Raw genomic sequence first — 16,911 nt, 5'->3', positions numbered from 1 at the left:
AGCATGTCCTCCTTCCGATGCTAATATGACCGCACTGGCGAAATGAGATGCAGACAAGATGAGTTTTCAACAGGCTCGATTAATACGGGTTTCATCGAACCACCGAAACTAAACCTGATTTCTTCCTCTTTTATTGTCTTTAAAGCTTCCATCAGAAAATTCCCATCAAGTGAGATGCTTAAATCCAGCTCACCCTCAATGTTCTTTATCGTTTGTGTTTCTTCTATCCGCCCTATTTCTGAAGAGTTGGAAGAAATCTTTAATTTCGTCCCGTCTTTGATTTCCAAGTGCACATTGTTATTCTTCCATTCACTTGCAAAAAGACAGGCTCGATCGACCCCTTTTAAAAATCTCTTTGTTTCAAGAGTCATGATCGTCTTCGGGTCTTTTGGGATCAAGCCTGAAACGTTTGGATAATTCCCCTCGATCAATCGTGAATAAAGAGAGGCAGTATCCGACTTAAAAACCATATATCGATCTGTTACATAAATATCGATGAATCCCGTCTCATGATGGATCAATTTCATCAGCTCATTTAGGCTTGAACTTAGGACAATGAATGAACCTGTAATATTTGAGTCAATTGTCATTTCTCTTAATGCCAGACGGTGGGAATTCGTTGCAGCACACGTCAGACGGCCTTGTTGGAATGACAAGTGGACCCCTGTCAAAACGGGTCTGACTTCACTTTTTGATACTGCAAAAGCTGTCTGTTTAATCAGCTCCATTAATTCAGTACCAAGAATTCTTATGTGATGGGCTTCGTCTATTTGAGGAAGGCTCGGGTATTCTGCAGAATGAAAGCCATTGAGTTTAGTAACAATTTCAGCTGATTTCAAAGTAGCCACGTGTTTCTCGTTTACTTTTATTTCAATATTATCTGGTAATTTCTTCACTATTTCACTTACATATTTTGCATGTATTACAACACTGCCCGTTTCCTTTACCTCTAATACCTTCTCGCCATCGATCGTCAAGGGAATCATTTTTTCAATGATGATATCCGAGTTGCTTCCGATAAGGATCAAGCAATCTTCCGCTGCAGTCATCTTAATCCCCGACAAAATGGGAAAAGGTGTTTTTGAAGATACGGCCTTTTGAACGTCTGTTATTGCTTTATTGAACGTTTCACTATTAATCTTACATTCCATTAAAAAGTCCACCTCATTTTCGTTGCTACTTAAAACATTCGACAAAATTCACTAATATTCCTTTACTGGAAAACTTCCTCCTTTTTCTTCTGCTGTCTGCTGTGTTCTTTTCATCGAGGTCCGCCACCGATTTTTCCATTACGATTTTCTATCATTCTGTTTACATAGGTTTCTTGTAAAGGAAAATGTGATAAAGTCCTCCATATTCTTCTGCAAAAGAAAGGATGTGCAGTAGTGAAGAAAATATCGCTGATGTTTGCAGCTGGACTTCTGATACTGGGGGCGTGCTCGAATTCTTCAACGTCAGAGAAGACCGGAAAGGAAGTGACGTCTTCAGAACAGGACAAGTTAGATCTGGCAAAGAAACAAGAAAAGATTGAGAAAACGAAAGATACGAAAAACAAAGAACCCGAACACCCTTTTACAGCGCTGAAACCTTCTGAAGAAGCTGTGCCTCTGAAGGAGCGCCTGTCAAAAGAGGAGCAGCAAGAGTCTGATCAAGAGGGACAGGATAAGAGTCTGGAACGATCGGTTCCTGCAGGGGAAACCTTGGCTAAAGGGAAAGAAGATCCCTCCGATGGACCATTAAAGGATCATCGGCTGGTCACTTTCTACGGTACTCCACAGTCAGAGAATATGGGAATTCTGGGCACGATGGAGCCGGAAGAATTTATGAAGAAGCTGAAGGAACAGACACAGGCCTATTCCGACGCTGATCCCGAGCGTCCTGCGGTGCCGACGATTGAGTTAATCACGACGATGGCACAGAATGAGCCGGGTCCGGACGGGGATTATGTGCAGATGACATCGGAAAAGAATATTGAAACATATGTGGAGCTTGCAGAGAAGCATGACGCGCTCGTGATCCTCGATATCCAACTCGGAACGGACTCGGTCATGAATCAGGTGAAAATGGTGGAGAAATGGCTGAAACACCCGCAGGTCCATCTGGCAATCGATACCGAATTCCACGTCGCTGAAGGAGAGAAACCAGGCGAGGATCTGGGGCAAGTGGACGGAAGGGAAATCCAGGAGGCCGTCAACTATGTATCGGAGCTTACAGAAAAAAACAACCTGCCGGATAAAATGGTCCTCGTCCACCAATTCACAGGTCACGTATTGACGCATAAAGAGGCAATCCAACCGACAGACAACGTAGAAGTCGCCATCAATTTTGACGGCTGGGGAGCAGCTGCGGACAAGCAGACCCTGTACCGAAAGTATATACGTGATGAACCGAACCAGTATGGCGGCTTCAAGATCTTTTATGATAAAGATGAACCTGTGTTGACGCCTGAGGAAGTGTTGAAGATGGATCCGAGTCCTGCCATCATCAACTATCAATAATGACCAAGGAAGTATGGGGACGGTTGAACTGTCCCCATACTTGATCTGTGGTGAAGTAAAAACTCGTCATTCTTTACACTCATTTCCCTTTTTGACCCTTAATCATTATGACTGCCAGGGTAACAAAACATATTGCCCCTGAGAGGTAAAAAACGAATGTCACCATTTCCAAATTTTCTTCAAGTCCAAAGTAATACCCTATCGATGCTAAGATTAGTCCAACAAAAAACAGCAAGTACTTACTCATTCATATCACCTCTAACCTCCTAATTTTCCACGGGTACCATGGTTCGTTCTATAAATTTTTGGACTATCCCACGGCCCCGGGGTAGCCCGTGCCACTTTTACCTAAGATTATTATAAGTGAACCTCATAAAACACCAATTCATGCTCCGCCACAAATCCCGCAGCTGTATACAGACGTATAGCCTTCATATTTTCCACACTCACACAAAGTGATATTTCATGGATAGTGCCCATTTCAAATAATCGTTTTACTGCAGCTCGGACAAGTAAACCACCGATTCCAGTTTTCCGATGATGAGGAGAGACAGCAATGTATTCAATACTCCCTTCCCCATGTTGGCGCGATGCCTCGATATACACATAGCCGGTGAGTTTGCCATTTTCACCATGGGTGGTCAGCAACTGATTTTCATTATTCAGTTTGTCGAGTATATCTTCACCGCTATAATATGTATCAGGGAAGGATTCTTTGTGTAACGTTAAAAATGCTGCCTTTTGTTCAGGGGTATACGGGGATATTCCACTAACACCGTGCAATTGAATCGTTTCTTTAGAAGCCTTTAAGGTAACACGTTCTCCCAGGTGGATACCATTCAATAATGAAACGAAGTAAATGGAATTCCTGTTTAATTGATTTAAGAAAAAAGAGACGTACCTCATTTCATACTTACCGAGCATCACCAAGGATTGTTCCCATAATGAATCGGCAACATCTTGCCAATCTTCGCCTTCATCAATAAAAGGGCCCCAAACCTCTGCAGTTTTCTCCTCAAGATCAAAATCAAACCCAACTGCTCCCACAATCCTGTCATCCCGGTACGCAACAATGAATGAATCCTCAAGTTTGATATCAGAAAAATCGTTCAAAAGGGTATCTAAGATTTCTTCTTTTTCTTCCCCACAATAGCCCACATGGCTTGAATGTCTCGTATTTATTTTCTCAATAAATAATGCGAGCTTTTCTGCATTGACTGGTGAGTGTATGGAAATGCTCATGTTATCCCTCCTCTTTTTCTCCATTCCTTGAATACCATTAAACAATCGTACATCTAGTGTATTCACAGGAATCTCTCTGCCCTGACAGATTAAAATTCCATCATGTACCTCTTTCATAAAAAAATTCATAGTTTCTATGAGTTTTTCTAAAAGAGTCATTGGATGGGTACAAATCCAACCGTGTCTCCCTATATTGGAACTCTCCCAATCAAGTACCTAGCAACCCCATTTGAAATACCATGAAAATTGCCATTACCAAGATCAACAACTCAGCCATCGTCAATATCGCTTGTTTTGGGTATTCACTATGTTTCCATTCAAAAAATGCTCTTACTCCATAATCCACTATCATGAAAAAGACCACACCGATCAAGAATAAGTACACGTGGTCTTCATTGTAGAACAACAGAGCCCAGCTAAAACCAATAAGAGTGACTGTTGTAGTAATCCTTATCCATTTATCAATTTTGCCATGCAGGTCATTTATATGATTATAGGAAAACCAGTCTTTTTTTAGTTTTTCTATTTTTAATAACTTCCTTAACATCAACTTAATGAATGATGTAAGTATTAAAATACCGACAACAATGATGCTGAATTTTATCCACCAAAGCATCTAATTCCCCCTGTTACTGGCAAAAAAGTTGTTTATTACACCGTAGACTCCTTCCAATTATTTCAAATATCTATCACAGAGACAAGGGATTTTTTATGAAAAGAGACTTACCCATCCTGGTCCTGGATAAGTCCCTATTTCCATTTTCCTTAAAAAGTACGGATGTTTGACTTGGCCAGCTTAGACCTAAAATGGATTGAACGAGCTTCATCTATTTGATGGATGAACTCAAGAAGAAAGCCTCAGGGTTCATTAAGAACTTGCCTGGGGCTTTTTAGTTTCCTTATATTTTTCAAATAACGTCCTATAGGAAGCAGTGACCAATACGATTCCGAATATGATCAAGTAGATATCAGGTAAACCCGAAATGACAATGGATAATAGAAAGATAGCAGAAACAATAAAGAAAACACTTTTTATCATTTTTTGCCGATATACCATCATGATCACATCCGCTGCTGCAAATATCAGTAAAGCAACCCTGATCACCATAAGATGGTCCGTAAAGAAGAAACTGATGGCGATGACAATAGCAGCAATCGCATCAATCAAAATATGCCATTTGATATCAGACAAATTTCTTCCCCCTATCTTGCATCAATATTTCCTCGCATAATAAACCATATTCAGGAACACGACTGATATATAGAGGGAAGCAATCAGGAGCAATAAATGATATGCAGAAAGTTGTACGGGTCCCACATAAGGATTAACCAGGGCCATCAGGATGATGATGATGCCGAGCATCCAGAAGTAACTGACGAATACGCCCCGTTCCCTTATTTTCTGAGCGCGTTCATCCTTCGCGGCAAAGTGATCGGATAAGTAGGCCATGCAAAAGCTCATGATGGTAATCGCAACGGTCATAAGGCCTTCCGGGAACTTCCCTGCGGATATGTAAGCCCAGTTGACAAGACACGCATTCAACAACAAGATGAAACCCAGAATCAAAAAAACCGTTTTTTTGTTCTTCATTCGTTGTCCTCCTCATAAATAAAAATATCTTCGATGCTGCACTGAAAAACACGCGCAATCTTGAAGGCCAGATTAATGGATGGATTATATCGTTCTCTTTCCAGCGAGATAATGGTTTGTCTCGAAACATCCAGGCGGGCCGCCAGCTGATCCTGGGTCATCCTTCTGTCAGCCCGCAGTTCTTTTATCTTATTTTTCATCCATTCACCTTCTTCGTGTAAAGTTAACTTTACGTACAGTTTACTTTACATCTTGTAGATAGTCAATAAAGGTCTGGACCACCGGTTTTATCCCCATGACCCTCCCCTTACTGTTTTCAAAAACCGCTGAGCGGCTGGGGGCAGGGACTGTTCACGGTCCAGGCTCACCAAGGCGATCTCTCTATAGAATAAAGGCATATCATTTGGCTCGAGTTTCACCAGTGTCCCTTTTTCAATGAGATCCCTCACCATTGACTCTGTTAGCAGCGCTGTTCCCTGTCCATGATGGACGAATTCCAGTGCTGTGGCCGGCGGCATTTCGAGTGACTTCCTGCCAAAGGACATATTCGCCCTTTGCCAATGCTTGCTCTCCTCACTCCAATCCGTCATGATGTATGGTTCACTGTTTGCGAAAATATCCTCTACCCCATAACTCATCATCCCGTCTAATGGGTGGTCACGATGGGCAACGAAGACCAGGGGTTCTTTTATCGTATGAAGCTTCTTCAGGTCTTTATTAAAAAACGGGGACGTGATCATCCCCAGTTTGACAAACCCGTCATAAAGCATGTCGATGATCTGTTGGTTATGACCTGTATGGATGGTTATGTCGATATCTGGAAAAACGGTGTACATTTCCCTTACTACCGAGGTAAAAAGACCGGTTGAAAAAGTCGGAAGGGTACCAATCGTGATTTCCCCTCTTTTGCCTTCTTTTATGGATAAAGCTCTTTCTTTCCCTTTGTGTAATACGTCGAGTGCCTGCCTGGCATAGGGAAGGAACCCTTTTCCTAAATCCGTCAGCTGCATTTGTCTACCGGCTCTGACAAAAAGAAATCCCCCTATATCTTTCTCTAATTCTTTTATCCGCAAACTGATCGTAGGCTGAGACACATCCAGATATCTCGAAGCTTTGCTGTAGGACCCGAGCCTCGCAACCAGTTCAAATGCGATTAGCTGATTGATTTCCACAATACACCCTCCCTACTATAAAAAAATTTAATAGTAACTATAACTGATATCAGATTGTTTAATAGATATAAGAAAATTATAGTGGAAATACAGAAACAATAGGAGGTTTTTTATGAAACTGAAAACAAAATTCCAAAGCATACTGGACACCCAGTATAGCCGGCCCACAGGAGTGCTCGGCTGGTTGATCGGGGAGAAAATGGTCAGGCAGCATAAACTAGAGACGATGTGGACAATTCAAAACCTGCGCCTTCAGAAAAATGAACAGATCCTCGAGATTGGATGTGGTGCGGGGCTTGCATTAAAACATATTGCCTCGCTAAACGGTGGTTACCATATCACCGGATTAGATATATCCAAGACCCTTCTCCATTCCGCTGCAATTCGCAACAGAAAAGAACTCAGACAGAAGCAGATGACATTAGTCCACGGCAGTGTTGAAGAACTGCCCTTCACTGATGAGCAGTTTTCAACAGTGTTCTGTATTCACTCGGTTTATTTTTGGGAGGACCTAATCAGATCTTTTGAGGAAATACACAGGGTACTAACGCCTGGAGGCACCCTCATGATTACACTTTGCGATGGAAAAAACGGAGAAGACTGGAATTCGATAAAACGTATGCTCCAATGTAAACTGATCCCGGTTATGGAACGATTAAAGTTCAGAGAGATCCAGGTATTGGGCGGTCCGGTTTCACGGGGGTATCATACAGTTGGAGTTTTTGGGGTTAAATGATGTTCTCCCCCAGCGGCACATTTTTTAGAAAGAACCTTAACTTAACAAAATTTGATATTTTTAAGTTACAAGAGCGGCTTTTTTCATTTTTTTGATTCATTATGCTAAATTCTACTAAATTAATTGCCTCAAACGAACCGCGAAGGGATCCTGAAACCAAGAATATGAATTTATGAGATTTAATTGGACCGCTTTTGGAGTAATTGCGCCAGAATCCTAATAATTGCGCCGCTTCCCGGAGAATTGCGCCGAAATCCTGTTTATTGCGCCACTTTGTAAGATATTCGAGCCAGATGTCGAATTTTCTTTACATCTATATCCGCCTATGGCCTTGCCCACCTTACAAGTAGTAAATATATTAGTAAGTGATCTTCAATACAAGCATCCGGTATCCCAAACAACTATCCACTTACATATTTCATACACTAAAACAGCATACTTTTCAGAACAGCAAACTTAAGAATAAGAAATGGCTTGGGGAGGACTCCCAAGCCATTTGATCACTAATGGATCTCTTGTTGAACCTGCTGGATTTTCTGTTGTGCTTTCTCAAGTTCGTCTATAGCAAAACGACAACCTTCAGCTTCACTACTGTTTGAATTTACTTGCTTCAAATGAAGATGTGCTTTATGGATAATATCCTGAGCTTCTTGCAATTCGCTTTTATAATTCAAAGTCACTCATCCCTTCAGTCGTTTATTCTTATTTATCATTCTCCATATTCCATTGAAATACACATTATCAGTCTTAGCTTATATTCAGATTTGGCTAGACGAATGTGTGGAACATTTCAAAAAGAATGATTCAGTCGACAAAAGGACCACAGGACCTAGTCCCCCTACAAAAAAAGCAAAAAAAAGAGCGTGTCCACCAAAAGGTAAGCACCTCTGGGGACAGCCTCTTTTATCTTAGGTTTTCTCAACTACATTAATTTAAAGTCTTACACGCATTTAGAGTAATCGTCTGTGGAATACTTACTCCACCGATTTATGCTGTTTTCTCTAATGTCATCTTCTCATCATTTTTTGTAAGAAGCGTTGCGACAATCAGAACAATGATGGCAGCAGGTACTGCGATGACAACACTGTTTAATTCAAATGGTTTTTGGAGAACAACTTCCCAAATCAGGGTTGTTGCTACACCAGTTACCATTGAGGAAAGACCTCCGATTTTCGTTACACGTTTCCAGAAGAATACCGCCAGTACGGCTGGTGTGATTCCTGCTCCATACACCGTGTAAGCATACATTTGGACACTTAGTACGCTTGGGAAGTAACTGATGATGACAAACGCCATAACACCCAGCATGACAATAAATGCTTTCGTCATATTTAGCTGCTTTTCTTCTGTGGCATTCGGATTGATATAATTTTTGTAGATGTCGTATGATAAATTAGTTGCTGCTGACAAGAGGTATGAATTCCCTGTCGTGATAATAAATGATGCTGCAGCTGCAACTAAGATTCCACCGACTGCCAATGGCATGACAACCGTTGTGGCCATTAGAGCCATTCCCGGGTCGATGTTAGGGAATAGTGAACGTGATGCAAAAGCGATTAATGAAATCGCAGGTGAAATCAATAACATAGCGATTAGCCAACCGATTTGAGCCTTCTTCGCAGACTTATCTCCCTTTGATGCAGCTAAACGCTGATACATGTTCTGGTCACCAAGTAGTAAGAATAATGAAGGCAGCAAATACCCCATTAATTGAATCGTTGATAGTTCTCCCGTTGCTGACATATGCGTTTGGGGTACATTTGAAACGATTTCACTCCATCCGCCAGCAATAATAAAAATTGTTGGCACGGTAATGATCAAGCCGCCAACCATTAAAAAGCCACTTAATGCGTCCGTTTGAGATACAGAACGAAGTCCGCCAATCATGGCTAAGAAAATGATCAAAGCGGCACCTATCATAGTACCTGTCTCTACACTCATCCCTGTCGTCAGATTCAAAATGAATCCAAACCCTTTCATTTGATAACTGACAATACCAACATACGCCAGGATGATGATGACACTTGCTAAGTTTCTTGAATGCTTACCGTATTTTTCTTCTAGGATACCTGATACTGTATACTTACCAAACGCTCGAATTTTCGGCGCAACAAAATATAAAATTCCGATTCCTACTAGTGTAGGGATCATTAATAGTAACGAGGGAACAACACCATAGCTGTAAGCCATGGACGTCTCTCCGCCGGAAATACTTCCGCTTCCGGTCCACGTCGCTAACAATGTACCCATTAACACGAACGGACCTAAACTTTTACCCGCAAGGATAAAGTCCTTTGAATTTGACACTTTTTTAGACATATAAATGCCGATACCAACCATCAATACTGCATATATACCAATAAACCATAATAATTGTGGATTTGATTGAATTTCCATTTCTTTTCTCTCATCTCCTCATTTTTTTGCTACCTTTTATACCATTACATTTTTACGTTGCAACGTCGATTTTTGTAATGCAATTGAAAGCTTTGTGATAGCTTTTTGCGTGACGTAAAACACTGTAACATAATTTTTACATGCTTAAAAATCCTGATTTATCGGTTTTTTTGACGTTATTTCACCCGTAGATGCTGATTTCAAATTATTAAAAAAATTTTGCAGACCCTTATCTTATCAATCTAATTTCATTTATAAAAAGACTATTAAAATTCTGATAACTCCCAATTGAACAGCACAGAAAATAGTCGTATAGTCCCGAATTTAAAATCCGTTATATAGGATTATAGTACTTATTATTTACCAAAATAAGGGCCTGACCCCCGACACTTTAAAGCTATACTGTGTCGGGGGTCAAGCCCCAATATCTTTAATCAAGAGCGCACTTTCTTTAATTAAACAAGAATCTTTTTAACGTGTATTGTCAAACATAAAAAGATTAGAAATTTAACACGATCAAGTGTTTGCTTGAATGGAGTTTTTATAATATGAAAGTCATATATCTTACTGCTGAACTTATCATTGGATTTTTCCTTCTTTTTATTATCGTTAAGCTTGTTGGGAAGAAAATCATTAATCAAATTACCCCTTTCACTTTTATTGCCGCTATTGTATTGGGAGAATTACTTGGTAACGCATTATACGACCATGAGATCGGTATTTTTTATATCATATACTCAATGGCATTATGGGGATGCTTACTTTTCTTGGTCGAATATCTTGGACAAAAGTTTTTAGCGTTTCGAGGCATTTTTGAAGGGAAACCGTCTGCTCTTATTAAAAATGGAATAGTGGATCGAGAAGAATTGAAAAAAAACCGAATGAATATCAACCAGCTGCAAAGCCTGCTTCGGCAAAGTGAAACCTTTTCGATCCGAGAGGTTGCTTTTTGTTATTTAGAATCGAACGGCTCCATTAGCATATTAAAAAAGACAAAGTATCAAAAAACGACTCAAGAAGATTTCAATATGCCTGCAAAATCTGTTTATGTTCCAGTTACGTTAATTCGCGATGGGGAAGTTTTATGGGATGAACTAAATGATTTAGGTTTTAATGAGTCTTGGTTAAAAAAACAACTCAAGTCACAAGGTATTGTTGATTATAGAGATATATTTGTAGCCGAATGGCTGGAAGATGACGGGTTTTTTGTACAAACGTATGAATGAACTCCATGACATTCCGGTATTACAAAATACCTTCCCGTCGACAACAAGGGCCTGACCCGCGACACTCTAAAGCTTTCCCGTCTCGGGGGACAGGCCCCAATATCCATTACTATTGAGATCTCAATTTGAACAAACGTTCACTAACAACCCCCACTAACATCCCAACAGCGATTGGCAGTAGAGCAATCTCAGTCTCCGAGAGTGATATTTTTAATTTAAGAAAATCTATATCAGCTGCAAAGCCTATGATATAGAGGAATATCATCGCTCCAAATGAAGCCATTAACGGAATCCAAAAGGACTTACCCACAACTTCACCTCCCTTTCATATAATTAATTGCTCAACTAATGCCCCCGTTATTTCAATTAGACTACGGAATACGGTTACTTATTCTTTTTAATACGTGAATGCCTTGAGTCAACTGCACTTAGAACAAATAAAGAAGCAAACCCCAAGATAATAGCCTGTATAATCATCGTGATCCAATTACCAATAGGGAACAAGTGTGAAAACAAAAATAAAAATAATGGACTAAATAATGTTAAGGACAGTCCAATAAAAAATGCCTTCTTTTCAGGTAGCGCTTTAATTTTAACTAACATGTTTATCACCCCACAAACTTCCTTATTGACAAAAGTAAACGAACACAGGGAAGGTTCAGATACTACGAAGCCTTCAAGAAAACCTTCCCCTCACACTTCCGACTCACGACCAGCTTATGTGCAAGGGCTGGTTCCCTAGGTCAAATACACTCGCAATCAGAAGCGTCACTTTTTTCAGTAGAAAAGAGGTCGAACACTTCCTCCGCAACGGGCCTTAACCTTCTTTAGCCGTATAAACGTTTTTCATTTATAACTTACTTACAATTATTTCAAATCATCACAACTTACTCAAGGAAAAACATTCAAATAAAAAAGAGCTTTCCCTGTTCAGGAAAAGCCCCCGATTGTTGTGTACACCACACTTTTGATCCTCTCAGCATGATCCACACTTTCTTTTGATAGCCTACACACATTTTATAAGGAAAACTTAAAAATCAATGCTGACCCCCTGTTACAAAAAACTTCGTTATGCAAGGGGGGCACTCACCTCATTACTTATTTTCTCTTTCCTCCGTTTTAAGGGCCAATTTTTCAAGTCCGTTTTGAGCAAATTCCACATCGGTCTTCGGCATCGCTTTATTATTCTTACGGTCCTTATTCTTCTGTTTAGACATTTTTTCACCACCCTTTACGTTCTGTTTATATCGTGCACATGGATGCCGGCAAATATGAGGAAATTCAATTTTTTGCCTGGCGATGAATGATTATAAGCCGATTCCAACTGGAATCGGTTTAATTAACACTGAAGTCAGGGGCTGGCCACAGAATCCCGAAGGCCCGTCCCAGCGCACATTAACGCACGCACGCTGGGACGGGCCTTTGATTTATAGATACTTACTCTTCTCTGCTTCCTCACCCTTATGACGAAACTCCGAAGCCATATTCCTCTTCATTACCCACCTGTACAAGTCAGGAACAAACCGGCTCACTACTAAGGACAACTTCGCAACCGGACTAATATAGATCCTTTTTCGATTAGACAGAACCCCTCTTACAATCTGTTCTGCCACATAATCCGGAGTTAACACATTCCCAACAGTCTGCTTCTCCTGTGACACATGCTTCCCATTCCCGCCAAACGCCGTACGCTCCATGGCTGTTTTCATGAAGGACGGGCACACCATGAGGACGTTGACTCCTTCATCCTCCACTTCCGCACGAAGCGTCTCGAAGAATCCATGAAGCGCATGCTTGCTGGCAGCATACCCGGTTCTCCCCATCAACGGTGCAAACCCCGCCACACTTGATACAACGACATATGAACCCTTCGATCGCAAGATGTGATCGAACGTATAATGAGTAAGGTTGATCGTTCCATTGATGTTCACAGCGATGATCTTCTCCAACACTTCCAGGTTTGTCTCCTTAAACGTACTGCGGTGGGAGATGCCGGCATTATGGATGACCATATCGATGGAGGAACCTGAACGCTCAATCTCACCTACCATGTGCCTGCATTGATCTTTGTCCGCAATGTTGCATACAAAGGTGCTGCATGGAATGTGTTTCTCCTCCAGAAAACGTTGCAAGTTCTCAAGAGCCTCCACATGCAAATCCAATGCAATGATCCTGGCTCCCCTGCTGCCGAATGCAAGACAGAGCTCCCGGCCTAGTCCGCCTGCGGCACCGGTGATGAGAATTTTTTTTTTCTTGAAAGAATCTCTCTCTTTCATCCAACTCCCCCCTTTTTCTTTATGTAAAAAAAGGCCAGTAGCCACTGACCCCACTTTCCCTACGACGCAGTCTGAGTCGACTCTTTCCGTTCACTATCGGTTCTCTTTTCTAAAAAATACTTGAATACTTCCTCAGAAGTAAACGACGGGGTATATCCAAATTCCGTTTTCAATCGTTTATTATCAAGGACTGGCCGGTACCGTAAAAAGTTCACTTGTTCTTCCCCGTACTTGGTCAGGGACAATCTTTTCAAGACAAACAACGCCGATTTCAACACCCATGCAGGGATCCGCAGCACATGCTTCCCGAGGATGCCCGCAATCTCATCAATCGAAAGTGCGCCATCCCCTGCGACATTAAAGATCCCCGTCTTGCTTCCTGTGATCCCCCTGAGCAGGCATTCCACCACATCTTGATCCCAGATGAACACAAACGGGCTGTCTGAACCAGAGACGCCTATCATCATTTTCTTATCGAACAGCGATGTGATCTGATTCTGGGTGGACTCACCAAGGATGGTCCCGATCCGGAAGACCACCTGCTCGAGTTCATGGTGGTCTTCCCGATACCTTGCCAGCATCTCCTCCACTAAGCGCTTATGATACGAGTAAGCGAATTCCTCATTTCCTCGGATGGGATCTCCCTCTTTGAGCCACTCCGCATTATCGGGATGATAGCCGTAGGCCGCCCCGCTTGAAGTAAGGACGATACGCTTCACCCCATTTGCCACACAGGCTTTCAGCACATTTTCCGTGCCGAGGACATCAACGGAATACTCGAATTCCCGGTTGCTCTTCCTCCCCGGTGTAACAATCGAAGCAAGATGCACGACGGTTCCAATTTGATGCTGCTTCATCACCTCATTCACTTTCTCCGAACGAATATCCATTTTTACAAATTTAACACTCGGATGGTGAACGCTGATCCTCTTAATATCGGCAGCGACGATCTTCCATTTCTCATCCGTATGATCGATTCGTTTCGTTAACCGTTTCAGGAGCGTGCTGCCAAGATAGCCTGCCGCTCCCGTGATTAAAATGTTCATGCCTGAACCCCTCCATTGACCGGCGGAACTGCAGCTGGTTCCCTTTTCGACCAGAAGGCTGCAATCGAAAGGCCTGAAATCAGATGCCACACGCCCCACCATGCGGCCACGATCGCCATTCCTCCGAGACCGTCAAAGAAATTAAAGATCAACACCAAACCGAGGCCCGAATTTTGGATCCCCACTTCAATCGCAATCGCTCTCCGGTCACCTTCAGGCAGCTTGAAGGCACGAGCTGTAAAATAACCGGATAGGAGAGCGATAAGATTTTGCAGGAAAACAACCAGGACAACCATACCGACAAATTGGACAAAATAAGTAAAGTTCGCGACGAGGGAAGCTAACAAGAATAAGACAAAAAAGCCAATCGATAAATACTTCATCCCTTTATTCACCTTCATCGCCCAAACAGGATAGTTGTATCGGATGAGCATCCCGATGACAAGAGGAAGCCCGAGCATCAGAAAGATCGTAAACAGCATATCAACCGGATTAATGGTAAACGTTCGAAGCAGGGACTCCGTTCCCTGATAAAGTGATCCCCAGAACATCACATTCACCGGGGTCAGGAAGATGGCCACGACCGTTGACACAGCTGACATCGAGATGGACAGCGGTGTATTCCCTTTTGACAGATACGTAATGAAATTCGACAGGTTTCCGCCCGGACAGGCTGCCACCATGAATAGCCCCAGTGCAATGCTTGGAACCGGATTAATCAACGAGACTAATAGAAACGTGAAAGCAGGCAGTAATAGAAACTGTGCGGTCAAGCCGATCAACATCGGTTTAGGGGTGGAAAATGTCCGCTTGAAGTCTGCCAATCTCAAATCCAGCGCTACACCGAACATGATGAAACCGATGACGATATTCAAAATGGTCAGCGTAGTCGGATTGAAATTCAGCTGAATGGAATCGATGCCCATTATTTGCCCTTAGGCTCCTGGTGCATATCTTTGAAATACTTCAGGCCGGGCGCCCACATATGTTTTACTGGATCGACATCCACATGGATCACCGAGCACCTGCCCGTTTCCAACGAACGCTCGATGGCAGCCTTCAGATCCCTCGGATCATTGACATGCTCCCCATGCGCCCCCATGCTTTCCGCCAGCTTATCAAATTGGATTACCCCCAAATCTGCATTTATCGTTTCTTCCGGACTTAATGACTTTTTAATCAAAGTCTTCACTGGTTTCAACGCAAATTGCTGGTTCATCTTGACCATCCCCCACTGCTTATCGCACATCACCAGGAAAATGATCTGCAGCCCATTTCGTACGGCCGTCTCGATTTCCTGTGGATGAAAGCCCATGGCACCGTCCCCGATGATACAGCAGACCGGACGTTCGCGGTTCGCTGCCGCTGCCCCTATTGCCTGCCCCGGCCCTGCACCGAGCATCCCGAACTTATACGTGGACAGGACCGATCCCGGTTTATTGACCTGATAAAAGAAGTTCGACCAGATCACCGTGTTTCCACCGTCGAGCACGAACGACGTCTCATCCGGGAACACATCCTGGCAAATGGACGGGATATGCGCCGGATTCATCGGAACCGCCATGTCTTCCAGGTGCTGATCCAGCTTCTTGCGGTTCTTGTCTTTTTCAGCAATTATTCTCTGGTTCCTTGCTTTCCGGGAACCTGTAGATATTTCGTTCCTCCGTGCCAGCAGCCGTTCGTGAAGCTGGGTCAAAAAGGTCTTCACATCCGCCTGGATGGCGACTTCCACAGGCTTATTGGCTCCGAGTATCGCAGGATCCAAATCTACCTGGATAACTTTTTGATTTTGATTCCAGTACGGTGCCTTCCCCCACCAGTCAGTTTCCCCGAGCCTTGAGCCGAGGACCAGCACGACATCCGCTTCATTCCGCAGTTTATTGTTCACCGCAATATGGACCATCGGCAGCATCAGCGGGTTCGTCTCCGGGATCGCTCCCCTTGCAGCCCAACTCGTCGTCACCATCGATTGCAGCACCTCGGCTGTCATTTCCACTTCTTCATAGGCACGGGCATGCACCACCCCGCTTCCCGCATGAATCATCGGATACTCCGCGTTAACAAGCAGATCAACGGCCCTTTCCAATTGTTGCTCCGACGCACCCGGCATCTCTGTCACCCTGTACTGATGAGGCGCCCAGAAGGATAGGTCACATTTTTGCTTGGAATTTAAAATGTTCTCAGGTATATCGATATGGACGACCCCTGGACGCCCTTCATAGCATTTCCTTAGAGCCGTCCGCATCATTTCAGGGATGCGGTCGAATGAAGGAACGGCTTTGCTCCATTTGGCCATATTCGAGATGACTCCCGTCTGATTGAAGCACTGATACGTACCGCCGCGATCAGGATACATGATCCCGGTCCTTCTTGAACTTGTAATCACAAGCACCCGGTTCCCTTCGCCTTCCTCCACCACGAGACCGGGCAGGATATTCGCCACACCAGGTCCGTTACTTGCCATGCAGACACCGAGCTTCCCCGTCACCCGTGCATAAGCGCCTGCCGCGTGGGCAGCACTCGTCTCATGCCTTGGCGTGATCAACTCAATCCCATTACTCTCAAGATTAGAATAAAATCCGAAATATGTTCCATCAATGATGCCAAATACCTTCTCAACCTGTTCCATCCTTAGCATATGTGCAATTACTTCGCCGCCCGTCATCTCTCCCATACTTTCCCTCCTGAAAATCAAAATGTTTAACTCCTATATGTAAACCGTCCACA

At 43.0% G+C, this 16,911-nt stretch carries 18 protein-coding genes; 3 read left to right on the top strand and 15 right to left on the bottom strand.

Annotation, left to right across the window (positions count from 1 at the left end; genetic code table 11):
* Positions 1–20: 20 nt before the first annotated feature.
* The gene (gene dnaN, locus ACXAFV_RS19920; RefSeq protein WP_475129032.1) at positions 21–1,151 is read right to left on the bottom strand and encodes a DNA polymerase III subunit beta; all 1,131 of its coding nucleotides are present in this window, start codon (positions 1,149–1,151) and stop codon (positions 21–23) included.
* Positions 1,152–1,385: 234 nt separating this feature from the next.
* On the opposite strand from dnaN, the gene ACXAFV_RS19915 reads away from it, so the two are divergent.
* Positions 1,386–2,498, top strand: a complete 1,113-nt coding sequence (locus ACXAFV_RS19915; RefSeq protein WP_475129031.1) for a hypothetical protein — start codon at positions 1,386–1,388, stop codon at positions 2,496–2,498.
* A gap of 357 nt (positions 2,499–2,855) precedes the next feature.
* Here ACXAFV_RS19915 and ACXAFV_RS19910 read toward each other — a convergent pair whose 3' ends face one another.
* The 6 genes from ACXAFV_RS19910 to ACXAFV_RS19885 form a co-directional block, all read right to left on the bottom strand.
* On the bottom strand, positions 2,856–3,740 hold the full coding sequence (locus ACXAFV_RS19910) for a GNAT family N-acetyltransferase (RefSeq protein ID WP_475129030.1): 885 nt from the start codon (positions 3,738–3,740) through the stop codon (positions 2,856–2,858).
* A 208-nt stretch (positions 3,741–3,948) separates the two neighbouring features.
* The gene (locus ACXAFV_RS19905) at positions 3,949–4,356 is read right to left on the bottom strand and encodes a DUF4181 domain-containing protein (RefSeq protein ID WP_475129029.1); all 408 of its coding nucleotides are present in this window, start codon (positions 4,354–4,356) and stop codon (positions 3,949–3,951) included.
* Between the two features lie 252 nt (positions 4,357–4,608).
* Positions 4,609–4,932 carry a hypothetical protein gene (locus ACXAFV_RS19900; RefSeq protein ID WP_475129028.1) on the bottom strand — a complete coding sequence of 108 codons (324 nt, stop codon included), beginning with the start codon at positions 4,930–4,932 and terminating at the stop codon, positions 4,609–4,611.
* 21 nt (positions 4,933–4,953) lie between these two features.
* Positions 4,954–5,331, bottom strand: a complete 378-nt coding sequence (locus ACXAFV_RS19895) for a DUF2178 domain-containing protein (RefSeq protein ID WP_475129027.1) — start codon at positions 5,329–5,331, stop codon at positions 4,954–4,956.
* Positions 5,328–5,531, bottom strand: coding sequence for a helix-turn-helix transcriptional regulator (locus ACXAFV_RS19890; RefSeq protein WP_475129026.1), 204 nt, complete (start codon positions 5,529–5,531; stop codon positions 5,328–5,330). The genes ACXAFV_RS19895 and ACXAFV_RS19890 overlap by 4 nt, the downstream gene beginning before the upstream one ends.
* An 87-nt stretch (positions 5,532–5,618) precedes the next feature.
* Positions 5,619–6,503, bottom strand: a complete 885-nt coding sequence (locus ACXAFV_RS19885; protein ID WP_475129025.1) for a LysR family transcriptional regulator — start codon at positions 6,501–6,503, stop codon at positions 5,619–5,621.
* Positions 6,504–6,615: 112 nt separating this feature from the next.
* Here ACXAFV_RS19885 and ACXAFV_RS19880 point away from each other — a divergent pair, with 112 nt between their 5' ends.
* Positions 6,616–7,239: a class I SAM-dependent methyltransferase gene (locus tag ACXAFV_RS19880; RefSeq protein ID WP_475129023.1), complete on the top strand. Its 624-nt coding sequence runs from the start codon at positions 6,616–6,618 to the stop codon at positions 7,237–7,239.
* Positions 7,240–7,742: 503 nt separating this feature from the next.
* Here ACXAFV_RS19880 and ACXAFV_RS19875 read toward each other — a convergent pair.
* Both ACXAFV_RS19875 and ACXAFV_RS19870 read right to left on the bottom strand, forming a co-directional pair.
* Positions 7,743–7,913, bottom strand: a complete 171-nt coding sequence (locus ACXAFV_RS19875) for a hypothetical protein (protein WP_475129020.1) — start codon at positions 7,911–7,913, stop codon at positions 7,743–7,745.
* A 313-nt stretch (positions 7,914–8,226) separates the two neighbouring features.
* Positions 8,227–9,636: a sodium:solute symporter family protein gene (locus ACXAFV_RS19870; protein ID WP_475129018.1), complete on the bottom strand. Its 1,410-nt coding sequence runs from the start codon at positions 9,634–9,636 to the stop codon at positions 8,227–8,229.
* Positions 9,637–10,184: 548 nt separating this feature from the next.
* Here ACXAFV_RS19870 and ACXAFV_RS19865 point away from each other — a divergent pair.
* On the top strand, positions 10,185–10,862 hold the full coding sequence (locus tag ACXAFV_RS19865) for a DUF421 domain-containing protein (protein WP_446246625.1): 678 nt from the start codon (positions 10,185–10,187) through the stop codon (positions 10,860–10,862).
* A 109-nt stretch (positions 10,863–10,971) separates the two neighbouring features.
* Here the strand turns inward: ACXAFV_RS19865 and ACXAFV_RS19860 are convergent, their stop codons facing one another.
* The 6 genes from ACXAFV_RS19860 to ACXAFV_RS19835 all read right to left on the bottom strand — a co-directional run bounded on the left by ACXAFV_RS19860 (position 10,972) and on the right by ACXAFV_RS19835 (position 16,858).
* A complete protein-coding gene (locus tag ACXAFV_RS19860) occupies positions 10,972–11,172 on the bottom strand; it encodes an ATPase (RefSeq protein ID WP_475129017.1) in 201 nt (66 codons plus the stop codon).
* Between the two features lie 784 nt (positions 11,173–11,956).
* The gene (locus tag ACXAFV_RS19855) at positions 11,957–12,079 is read right to left on the bottom strand and encodes a hypothetical protein (protein ID WP_341981169.1); all 123 of its coding nucleotides are present in this window, start codon (positions 12,077–12,079) and stop codon (positions 11,957–11,959) included.
* 210 nt (positions 12,080–12,289) lie between these two features.
* Entirely contained in the window at positions 12,290–13,138 is an 849-nt protein-coding gene (locus tag ACXAFV_RS19850; protein ID WP_475129015.1) for an SDR family oxidoreductase, read from the bottom strand.
* 59 nt (positions 13,139–13,197) lie between these two features.
* A complete protein-coding gene (locus ACXAFV_RS19845) occupies positions 13,198–14,184 on the bottom strand; it encodes an SDR family oxidoreductase (protein WP_475129013.1) in 987 nt (328 codons plus the stop codon).
* Complete coding sequence (locus tag ACXAFV_RS19840) at positions 14,181–15,110, bottom strand: bile acid:sodium symporter family protein (RefSeq protein WP_475129011.1); 930 nt, start codon at positions 15,108–15,110, stop codon at positions 14,181–14,183. The genes ACXAFV_RS19845 and ACXAFV_RS19840 overlap by 4 nt, the downstream gene beginning before the upstream one ends.
* Positions 15,110–16,858 carry a thiamine pyrophosphate-binding protein gene (locus tag ACXAFV_RS19835; RefSeq protein ID WP_475129010.1) on the bottom strand — a complete coding sequence of 583 codons (1,749 nt, stop codon included), beginning with the start codon at positions 16,856–16,858 and terminating at the stop codon, positions 15,110–15,112. Before ACXAFV_RS19835 ends, ACXAFV_RS19840 begins: the two co-directional genes overlap by 1 nt.
* Between the last annotated feature and the right edge of the window lie 53 nt (positions 16,859–16,911).

The sequence above is a fragment of the Rossellomorea sp. ABR4_012 genome, from assembly GCF_056159545.1.
This window is presented reverse-complemented; position numbering and strand designations above follow the sequence as displayed.

Coding starts and splice junctions, on each gene's coding strand:
- ACXAFV_RS19855 (WP_341981169.1), bottom strand. CDS start 12,079: ATGTCTAAACAGAAGAATAAGGACCGTAAGAATAATAAAGCGATGCCG.
- ACXAFV_RS19890 (WP_475129026.1), bottom strand. CDS start 5,531: ATGAAAAATAAGATAAAAGAACTGCGGGCTGACAGAAGGATGACCCAG.
- ACXAFV_RS19880 (WP_475129023.1), top strand. CDS start 6,616: ATGAAACTGAAAACAAAATTCCAAAGCATACTGGACACCCAGTATAGC.
- ACXAFV_RS19910 (WP_475129030.1), bottom strand. CDS start 3,740: ATGAGCATTTCCATACACTCACCAGTCAATGCAGAAAAGCTCGCATTA.
- ACXAFV_RS19840 (WP_475129011.1), bottom strand. CDS start 15,110: ATGGGCATCGATTCCATTCAGCTGAATTTCAATCCGACTACGCTGACC.
- ACXAFV_RS19845 (WP_475129013.1), bottom strand. CDS start 14,184: ATGAACATTTTAATCACGGGAGCGGCAGGCTATCTTGGCAGCACGCTC.
- ACXAFV_RS19865 (WP_446246625.1), top strand. CDS start 10,185: ATGAAAGTCATATATCTTACTGCTGAACTTATCATTGGATTTTTCCTT.
- ACXAFV_RS19895 (WP_475129027.1), bottom strand. CDS start 5,331: ATGAAGAACAAAAAAACGGTTTTTTTGATTCTGGGTTTCATCTTGTTG.
- ACXAFV_RS19835 (WP_475129010.1), bottom strand. CDS start 16,858: ATGGGAGAGATGACGGGCGGCGAAGTAATTGCACATATGCTAAGGATG.
- ACXAFV_RS19905 (WP_475129029.1), bottom strand. CDS start 4,356: ATGCTTTGGTGGATAAAATTCAGCATCATTGTTGTCGGTATTTTAATA.
- dnaN (WP_475129032.1), bottom strand. CDS start 1,151: ATGGAATGTAAGATTAATAGTGAAACGTTCAATAAAGCAATAACAGAC.
- ACXAFV_RS19870 (WP_475129018.1), bottom strand. CDS start 9,636: ATGGAAATTCAATCAAATCCACAATTATTATGGTTTATTGGTATATAT.
- ACXAFV_RS19850 (WP_475129015.1), bottom strand. CDS start 13,138: ATGAAAGAGAGAGATTCTTTCAAGAAAAAAAAAATTCTCATCACCGGT.